The organism is Streptomyces sp. MBT53 (assembly GCF_016654115.1).
Lineage (GTDB): Bacteria > Actinomycetota > Actinomycetes > Streptomycetales > Streptomycetaceae > Streptomyces.
In genome coordinates this window covers 26,552-34,353 of record NZ_JAEQAZ010000142.1, presented here as the reverse complement: position 1 = coordinate 34,353, position 7,802 = coordinate 26,552, and the positions used below count along the sequence as shown (strand labels likewise).

The window sequence follows — 7,802 nt, the reverse complement described above, 5'->3', positions numbered from 1 at the left end:
CAACCCGAAAAGGTCAGTAACCGCGCTGCTCGGCGCCGCTGTAGGCTCACTCGCCACCCTCGGCTCCGCGATGGTCACCGGCCGCGCGGTGGCGCGCTCGCAGTTCGACCAGTGGCGTCGGCAGCATCGCCGGGACGCCTACGCGAACTACCTGGGCGCGGTGTACGACCGTGATGTCGCCCTGGACGCAGTGCGCGACGCGCTGCGGGCGGACCGGCCGGACCTGAGGGACGTCGACGAGAAGATGGAACGCTTCGTCGCCCAGGCCCGGGGCGTCCACCGGGCCGCCGAGGTTGTCATTCTGGAGGGACCGCCTTCCGTGGTGGAGGCGCTGTACGGTGTGGTCCACGCGGCCAACGACCTTGCCGAGGTCGTGCGGCGGATGGTGCGTGACGCCCACGCGGAAGACACCTCCCGCAAGACCGAGGACACCGCGCTCGCAGCCGAGCGGGAGCACTTGCTGTACCAGGCCGTGAAGGGCCTTCGCGCGGCGGCTACCGACGTCCTAGGCGGCACCGAGATACGCCTCTACTGGCCGCGCTCGTGAGCGCGCCGGCTGGTTGTCAGGCGGAAGCCGTGCAGCGTTGTGACCAGCTGCGACGCTCGGTAGTGGGAACACTGCCTCACGAGCTGGCGGAGGTAGCGCCGGACACCGTCCCCGTGCATGGCGCGAAGGCCGTGTCTCGCTCGGCATGTTGGCTGTTGGCCAGACATGGGACTGAACCGCTGGCGATGGATCGTTCCGGATGGTCTTTGGGAGATCGCCCGGCCCCTGCTGCCTCCGCCGGTCTTGCGTGTTCAGGGCGGCGTAACGCAGAACGTCGCCGATGAGGACGTGTTCGCCGCGATTGTCTATGTGCTGACCAGCGGGTGTCCGTGGCGTCGCCTGCCGAGTTGCTTCGGGATGTCGAAGTCCACCGCGCATCGTCGGTTCCGGATCTGGTCCCGTACTGGGGCATGGGACCAGATCCATCAGACCGTGCTCGACAGCACCGACGTGAGGCACTTGGCCGACCTCACACGGACACTGCTCGACGCCGCTCGTGCGCGAGCGGACGAGCGGACGACTTCTTTGGCCCCTGCCCCCCGGGGCCGAGCGCACCCGACACTGAACTGCCCATCGTGTCCTCTGCAACTGGGCTGTCCATCATCCCCGGCGATGGCTTCGACGTCCGGGAGCGGCCTGGGTTCACCGTGCTCCGGAGCACCTGCGAACTGCTGATGGTCACCTGGCTCGTGCAGAACGCCGGCGAGGACCCACGCGCCGCCGAGGAAGTCGAGAAGCGTGTTGAGACGCTGCGGTCAGGTGGCTCCTGGCGGACTTGGGCGCCGTTCTAACGGTCCGTGACGCGACCCCGGAACTTCCTCAGTACAACAGCAGTACTGGCCCACCCAGGGCAAGAAAGCACTTGGCCGTCCGAGACAGGAGTGCGATGTCTCAACGCCACGAGGGGCTGCCCGAATCTTGGGGCAGCCCTCGGCGTTTGCGGCGATTGGATTGTCAGCGAGCGGCCAGATGGTTGGCGAGGCGCAGCGCGTCGGTGGCCACGGACAGAGCGGCGTGAAGGCCGAAGACCTCGTACACCGTGGGGTGTACGACGGGGGTCCAGTCGCCGTGAAGGCCCGGCCAGTTGGCGAGGAGGACCTCTGCCGAGGTCAGTCCGAGGTGGGCGGAAACATCCATTCCGTCTCCGAGGCCGGGCTTCCAGCTCAGCAGGACGGAGCCGGGGTGTAGCCGGCCGGGCTTCACCTTGGATATCCACACCGTGTGGATCGGTTGGGCGGGATGCGGAGGCACGCGGCGCAGGAGGGCGCCGCGTACGGATCGTGGCATCGGGTGACGGACCAGGTCACGGAGGACCAAATGAGGCGAGGAGCCGGTCGACGACGGGGGCTGCGCACGGGGGCGGCAGGTCATACGTCGGACCAGTCCAACTGGTTGCGGACGGCGGGCGGCAGCACGCCCTCCTGGCCGTTCTCGGCGATGTAGACGGCTCCGTGCGATCCGGTGATCTCCACGATGCGGCCGATGCGGTGGGCTTGCGGCCAGTCCGGGTTGATGGCGAAGTACGCGGGCAGGTCGGGATCGAAGGTCTGGAGCTGACGGACCAGCTGGCCAACGGTGATCTCGTAGGGCAAGACAGCCTCCTGAGCGATGAGGGTGGTCGAAGTGGGGCGTGGCGGGCCGTATCAGACGTCCGCGTCGAGTCGAAGCAGTTCGCGCAGCACGGCGGGGCCGTTCGGCGGCGCGGCGGACTCCGCTCGCTGCTGCGCGGCGCGATGCCGCCTGCCGTCTTCGGCGGCGTAGTTCTTCGTGGACGAGCGGCTGCTCGTCCAGGCGGTGCAGCTGCACAACGCGATGAAGTGGTTGCGTCCCGTGCAGCCTTCGGTGAGTGGTTTACCGCTCCTGGTGTGTTGGTGTTCCGAGGGGCAGACGGTGTTGTCGGCGTGATACGAGGTCACGGTGATCGAGTGGCGGGGCATGAGGTGACCTCCGGGACGACGGTCGGGCCTGGCCTGCGGTCGCTGACGGGCGGTGTCAGACGCAGGTGCAGTAGCGGGCGGGAACGGCGATCAAAGCGGCGAGGAACCCGGCGACAGCCTGTGTCGGGGTGTCCGGCCCGAAGGCCTGGTGCCAGGCCGTGGTGCCGTCCTTGGCCGTGACGTGGATGTGTCACAGCTCGCCGCGCGCCACCGCCCGGCTTTCGGGGAGGAAGCCCACGTACACGCGCCGGTCGGGGCTGGAGCAGTGGACGTTGCAGTCCAGATCGGTGACGACGTCCCATCCCTGGTCCTTGAGGAGGTCGGTGACGGGTCGGGCGCAGTGGCATTCGAGGAGCCACTCACGCTCGCCGAGGGCGGGAAGAGAAAGTTCGGTGGGGGGTCGGAACGCGGTGGTGGCGGTGAGCGTCACGAACAGAGAACCCTTCGTTGACCTGCGGTTTTTCCGGGCTCCCGTACGTTGACATGGTCTTGGGTGGGGTCTCCAGTCGTTGCGCGAGGTGTGCGTCTGCCGTGGGCGAACTGGCTGCGGATGCGACGGCTGATGTCCGTCCAAGACGGAATGAAACGGCCGCTCCCTCAGCTGCTTGGGGGAGCGGCCGTTCGCAGAGCCGGGCGGAGACCGGGGGAGGAGCTGGTTTGGGCGGCGAGGAGATCCACGTGTACGACGAGTTCGTCGATGACGTCGAGGCGGCGTCGTTGGGCAGGTCCCGGATGGCTGACGGGCGACGGATCGAGCTGACCGTGGAGGAGCTGGCGCGACTGATGGACGCCGAGACCGATGGAGCGCTGTGAGCGGACCGGAACGAGTGGGTCGGCATCGGCTAACGCCGCGCGGGGCGAACCCTGTTGTGTGGAGCGCCGGGGTACGCCGGGACCTCGGCGCTCGGCGGCGAGGCCGTCGTTGGTGCGCGACGAGGGCCGGCTACCCGCTGGTGGAGGCTTGACTTGCCTTGTGCAGGGGTGGGGTTGCCCATGGCGGGGGTCGCTCCCGTTGTGTCGGCAGTCGGCCTGTCCGACGGTGGAGTCGCCGTGTACAGGCCCGCGACACGTTCTGCTCAGTGGTCGCGAACGGTGTCACCGTCGTGCTTGGCGGTGAACCGAGCGTCGTCAGGGTCACCTTCCTCACCGGTTCGCCATACGCACAAGCGGGCTCCGCTGCGGGCGAGGGAGTGGTCGAGACGTTCACCGAGTATCTGGTCGGCGACACTGGCGGCGGACTCGGTGGCGCAGAGGGTTCCGGACTCGACCGGTTCCCACGTGTCGTCGCCGGTCGCGCGGTACATGGTCCATACCGCGTCCCACGGGTTGTTACGCAGGATCCTGTGAACGTACGACGCGGTCACGCCTAGCTCCGCAGCGATCTCGGCGGCCGTCCACCCATCGACACGAGCCCCGACGATCACGCTCGGTAGGGCGCCCTCGACGGCCTTCGCGGTGCGGCGGATGACGCCAGCCTCGGTGAGGGAGAGGGACGGACCGACCCGCTCGGCGAGGGCGGCGCGCGCCGTGGCGGTGACCGCTCGGGCGTACTCCTGGGCGAGGCGTTCGAGGCCGGACGATTCGGCGGGCTCGTACTGGCGCTGCTCGGCCTCGCGCTCCTCCTCGAACTGATCGAAAGCGGCGAGCACTTGTGTGCGCAGCCTCCCTACGGCCGTCTCATCGGGCCGCTCGTTCCTCATGGTTCCTGCTCCTGGTGACGCGGTCGGGTCCAGCCTCGGGCGAGGCTGGGCGGGGCGGTCATGCGGCGAACAACGCGTTTTGCTCGTGTGGGAGTGGCACGCGGTCTTGGGCGACGTGCTCGGCGCGCGCAATCCGGGCGGCGGAGGCCGACCAGCAGCGGGGCATGATCCTCGTCGGCGGGGAGCGCCGTAACGACCACGGGGAAGAATTTGACGAACATCGGGCGCCCCTTCGGTAAGGGCGTTCGCCCGGCGCCCTCGCGTGGTGGGTCAGTCGCGGGCGTCGAGGATGTGGGCGCGGGCGGCGAGGGCGGCCGTCTCGACGAACCGCCACTCGCCGTCGAGGTCGTCGAACCCGTCCCCCTCGGCTCTCGCGACGGACACCTTGACGCGGTGACCTGGGTAGATGTGGGCGCGCACCTCCCCGTTCTCGAACAGTACGGCGTACTCCTCGGTCGGCCAGGCACAGACCCACCCGTCGGCGGCCACCTGCGGGTATTCCTCGGCCTCGCGCTCCTCGCGAGGTTCCACGAACGAGTTGGAGTGGGGCGGCATGAACGTGATCAGGCGGGCGGGGCGCAGTTTCTCGACGGCGAGGGCGAACGCGTTGTCGCGGGTCGAGGCGCCCGCGAGCAGGTAGTCGCGGCTCGCCAGGGTCGGGCCCTCGGTGGGGACTTTGGCGACGACCCAATGCTCGTCAACGGCCTTGTCCGAGGTGTTGAACACGGCGTACTCGGCACCGTCGAAATGGAACGTGGATCGGCCCTTGTCGTCGGCGCCGGCGAGCTGAGGTTCGGCGGCGGCCTCGCGACGGTGCTCGCCGTCGCACTTCTCGCCGCGCTCGGCGCAATCGCACGGGCACCCGCAGTCCTCGACGGTCTGCACGAAGAAGATGAACACGTCGATGTGGTGCTCGCCGACGATCTCGGCGTCGTCGAGGACATCGAGGAACGCGTCAAACGGGCTCGGGTCCTCGACGTCCTCGGCGACGGCCTCGACGTCGGCGCGCAGCCACTCGCGGGCCTCGTCGAGGGTGCCGATGCACTCGACGCGGTACTCGACGTCGAGGCCGATCTCGCGGTTTCCGACGTGGTACCGCGTGCGCTCTGCGCTCGTCACAGGAGGGCGCTCCCTTGGTCTGGCCGGGTGGAGTTCGGCGGCGCGGCTCTCACGATAGGCAGAATGAACTCAGTACACAAATTCTATTGTACTGAGTCCTCTCTGGTGTGGGAGTGGTGATTGTGGGTGTGGCTGGCGAGAAAGTGCCCACCTGATCCGGCCAGAGGACCCCCCGGGTCGGCAATAGGCCCACTGGGCACTCCGCCTACGGGCGCGGCGCCCTCGGCTGTTCAGTGCGTGTGCCCGCCTGACCGTCCCACTTCGCCAAGGTCGGGGGGCTCGCAGTAGGCGACATTCGTTTCCGTGACGCCGATGTCCCCCGCTTTGATGTGGGTGCGGTAGGCGTCGAACACCTCGGCCGCGGTAAACGGCTGGAGTCCGTCTCCTCGCAGCCGCCAGCCGTACACGCGGTCATTCATGCCGGGGGTGCTGGTACGCATGACGAGGCCTCCGGCGTTGTGTGCCGCGATACCGAAGGCAAGAACCGTGGTGAGCTCCAGCGCCTCGGTCTCTTCGAGTTGTAAGTCGCCGTCGGTGCGCAGATCAACAATGAGGGTTTCAGGTACGGCGGAAACACGACACACGAGATGGTGGTCGCCGGGGGCCGCGGCGCTAAAGATGCACAGGAGGAGTTCCGAGGCTCGGGCAAGCGCGGCGCGGCCGATGTCTTTTCCGCAGGTTGCGCAGGGGCCTATGTGAGAGAGGAATTCGGATGCGTACTCCTGGGTAACCTGGCGGACGGACTCGTCGATGAGGTTCCGGGCGAGTTCGGCCAAAGGCTGGCCCTCATAGGGGAGAGTGGTGCCGGTGACGGCCACTTCGGCGGTGAAGCGGCTGCGGCTGGCCGGGGCGTCGAGGGCGAGGCCGGTATCGGCACAAAACTCGGCGTATTCCTCAGGGTCGAAGAGGGCGACGGTGGTGTGGCTGCCTTCACCTGCGCGACTCCGGAGCAGGGCTTCCACCTGCCGAAGATAGGACTCGTATTCGTCGAAGACGAAGGTGCGGTAGCGCCGCATTGCGGTGAAGTCCTGTTCGTCGGTGAGCAGGCCGATAGTGCCGGCAATTTCGCGGCGCAGGGCCCGTCGCATCGAGTGCTGCTTGGTGTCTGTCATGGTGGGTCCCCTGCGTGCGGTCTATGAGAGTTTGGATGGTTTCGAGGTCTTCCGGGCGGCTGGCGGGGCGCAGTCGGAATCCGAGTCTATTGATCTAAAGTCCCAGTCCGTCCACGCCCTCGAAGGCGGGGCACGCTGTCATCAGCACAAGGGCCAGCAGCGTCTCGCGCTTTCCTGTTGGGTGGAGGCTGTCAATCTGCACCACCAGATGGGCACCCGGCCGGTTCGCTCCACGTCTGGGATCCTTGCCACCCCCGTACCGCTGATCCCTTCAGTCCGTGGGTCCCCGTACGAGACCGCCAGCCTCGCAAGTGATTCCACGTAACTTCTAGCTCGTCGTCGTGGAGGGCGAAGTCGTGGTCGAGGAGAGGGGTGCAATGGTGGGATCGCCGGTAACGGTGGAGCCGGCGAGGTAGAGCGGGGAGACGTACAGGCCCCCGTCGGGGGCGGCGTTCGGCAAAGTGGGACTCCAGTGCTGAGGGGGGCGCTAGCGCTGCCGTCGGGAGCCGGCGTGTCCGGCGAGCGCGGTCGGCGCGGCCGGGGGCGGAGGTACGTGCATCGCCTGGGCTTGGCTGCTGCGGGCGAGCGCCGCTGTGGCCTGCGGGTTGGGCCTGGCTGTGGCCTCGTGGGTGACCGAGACCAGTGAGCGGTGGCGGTCGGGAATCTGGTCCGGGGCGCGCGGCACGGGGGTGGGGTCCGTGAACACGGCGGTGGAGGCCGTGATGAGGTGCTGCGGGGTGTACCGGCTGAAGAAGGTCTGCCAGCTCGGCGTGTACACCGGGTCGGTGCCGGCGGACATGCGCCACGTCGACTTCTCGGGCGTGAGCAGCTCGTCGTACTCGTGCAGCCAGCCGACGCCCATCTGGTAGGCGGCGTGGCCGTCGGGCGAGACCGTACGGAACGGCCGGGAGCCGTGTACCGGATCCCACCGGTGCCGCGCGGTCAGGGATGCGGGGCTGGTGCCCGTGTAGTGCCGGCCGCCGCTGAGGTAGTCGGCGAAGTTGTTGTGCAGTCCGTCGACGAGGGGCTTGGTGAACGCGGCCACGATCTCGTGGGGCGTGTTCCGGTCGAACGTGGTGATCCAGTCGGGAACGCCGAGCGGGTCCTCGGCGTAGGAGATGGTCCACCCGCCGTAGAAGCTCTCCACTGCGTTGGCGACGCGTACGCGCTGGCACGGGCTGGTGTAGTAGGCGTCGGTGCCGAAGGCGATGGTCTTGGTCCAACTGGGAGCGAGATCAAAGGTGTTGAAGATGGCGCGGCCGTCGCCAGGGCCGGCGAGGTAGCCGGGGCTGACCAGGACATCCGCATGCGGGTCGGGGGCGAGGGGGTCCGGGCTGGGCATGAGAGGGCCTTCGGGTGGTGGGGCACGGCCGGTTGAGCGGCTCGT

The 7,802-nt window shown here is 68.2% G+C and carries 13 protein-coding genes; 4 read left to right on the top strand and 9 right to left on the bottom strand.

Annotated elements, in window-relative coordinates:
* Positions 1-25: 25 nt before the first annotated feature.
* From JHN45_RS36865 to JHN45_RS36855, 3 genes are all read left to right on the top strand, one after another.
* Positions 26-547 (top strand): proline dehydrogenase, encoded by a 522-nt coding sequence (locus tag JHN45_RS36865; protein ID WP_201053880.1) that lies wholly within the window; start codon positions 26-28, stop codon positions 545-547.
* A gap of 117 nt (positions 548-664) precedes the next feature.
* Positions 665-1,222, top strand: a complete 558-nt coding sequence (locus JHN45_RS54820) for a transposase (protein ID WP_374195661.1) — start codon at positions 665-667, stop codon at positions 1,220-1,222.
* Complete coding sequence (locus JHN45_RS36855; protein WP_236584527.1) at positions 1,123-1,338, top strand: hypothetical protein; 216 nt, start codon at positions 1,123-1,125, stop codon at positions 1,336-1,338. Before JHN45_RS54820 ends, JHN45_RS36855 begins: the two co-directional genes overlap by 100 nt.
* A gap of 163 nt (positions 1,339-1,501) precedes the next feature.
* On the opposite strand, the gene JHN45_RS36850 is transcribed toward JHN45_RS36855, so the two are convergent.
* The 5 genes from JHN45_RS36850 to JHN45_RS53450 form a co-directional block, all read right to left on the bottom strand.
* On the bottom strand, positions 1,502-1,834 hold the full coding sequence (locus JHN45_RS36850; RefSeq protein WP_201053873.1) for an esterase: 333 nt from the start codon (positions 1,832-1,834) through the stop codon (positions 1,502-1,504).
* 80 nt (positions 1,835-1,914) lie between these two features.
* On the bottom strand, positions 1,915-2,139 hold the full coding sequence (locus JHN45_RS36845; RefSeq protein WP_201053871.1) for a hypothetical protein: 225 nt from the start codon (positions 2,137-2,139) through the stop codon (positions 1,915-1,917).
* 51 nt (positions 2,140-2,190) lie between these two features.
* Positions 2,191-2,484: a hypothetical protein gene (locus JHN45_RS36840; protein ID WP_236584526.1), complete on the bottom strand. Its 294-nt coding sequence runs from the start codon at positions 2,482-2,484 to the stop codon at positions 2,191-2,193.
* Between the two features lie 55 nt (positions 2,485-2,539).
* Positions 2,540-2,671, bottom strand: coding sequence for a DUF317 domain-containing protein (locus JHN45_RS54530; protein WP_307783296.1), 132 nt, complete (start codon positions 2,669-2,671; stop codon positions 2,540-2,542).
* A 3-nt stretch (positions 2,672-2,674) separates the two neighbouring features.
* Positions 2,675-2,914 carry a hypothetical protein gene (locus JHN45_RS53450; RefSeq protein ID WP_236584525.1) on the bottom strand — a complete coding sequence of 80 codons (240 nt, stop codon included), beginning with the start codon at positions 2,912-2,914 and terminating at the stop codon, positions 2,675-2,677.
* Positions 2,915-3,162: 248 nt separating this feature from the next.
* Here JHN45_RS53450 and JHN45_RS54195 point away from each other — a divergent pair, with 248 nt between their 5' ends.
* The gene (locus JHN45_RS54195; RefSeq protein WP_268982445.1) at positions 3,163-3,297 is read left to right on the top strand and encodes a hypothetical protein; all 135 of its coding nucleotides are present in this window, start codon (positions 3,163-3,165) and stop codon (positions 3,295-3,297) included.
* Between the two features lie 263 nt (positions 3,298-3,560).
* On the opposite strand, the gene JHN45_RS36830 is transcribed toward JHN45_RS54195, so the two are convergent.
* From JHN45_RS36830 to JHN45_RS36815, 4 genes are all read right to left on the bottom strand, one after another.
* The gene (locus tag JHN45_RS36830) at positions 3,561-4,184 is read right to left on the bottom strand and encodes a hypothetical protein (protein ID WP_201053869.1); all 624 of its coding nucleotides are present in this window, start codon (positions 4,182-4,184) and stop codon (positions 3,561-3,563) included.
* Positions 4,185-4,454: 270 nt separating this feature from the next.
* Positions 4,455-5,303: a hypothetical protein gene (locus JHN45_RS36825; protein ID WP_201053867.1), complete on the bottom strand. Its 849-nt coding sequence runs from the start codon at positions 5,301-5,303 to the stop codon at positions 4,455-4,457.
* A gap of 230 nt (positions 5,304-5,533) precedes the next feature.
* Positions 5,534-6,415, bottom strand: coding sequence for a hypothetical protein (locus tag JHN45_RS36820; RefSeq protein WP_201053865.1), 882 nt, complete (start codon positions 6,413-6,415; stop codon positions 5,534-5,536).
* Between the two features lie 487 nt (positions 6,416-6,902).
* Positions 6,903-7,757 (bottom strand): DUF317 domain-containing protein, encoded by an 855-nt coding sequence (locus JHN45_RS36815; protein ID WP_201053864.1) that lies wholly within the window; start codon positions 7,755-7,757, stop codon positions 6,903-6,905.
* Positions 7,758-7,802: the final 45 nt, after the last annotated feature.

Bases quoted from the DNA above. Each gene is read 5' to 3' on its own strand.
- JHN45_RS36830 (WP_201053869.1), bottom strand. From the start codon at position 4,184: ATGAGGAACGAGCGGCCCGATGAGACGGCCGTAGGGAGGCTGCGCACA.
- JHN45_RS36840 (WP_236584526.1), bottom strand. From the start codon at position 2,484: ATGCCCCGCCACTCGATCACCGTGACCTCGTATCACGCCGACAACACC.
- JHN45_RS36815 (WP_201053864.1), bottom strand. From the start codon at position 7,757: ATGCCCAGCCCGGACCCCCTCGCCCCCGACCCGCATGCGGATGTCCTG.
- JHN45_RS36820 (WP_201053865.1), bottom strand. From the start codon at position 6,415: ATGACAGACACCAAGCAGCACTCGATGCGACGGGCCCTGCGCCGCGAA.
- JHN45_RS54820 (WP_374195661.1), top strand. From the start codon at position 665: ATGGCGCGAAGGCCGTGTCTCGCTCGGCATGTTGGCTGTTGGCCAGAC.
- JHN45_RS36850 (WP_201053873.1), bottom strand. From the start codon at position 1,834: ATGCCACGATCCGTACGCGGCGCCCTCCTGCGCCGCGTGCCTCCGCAT.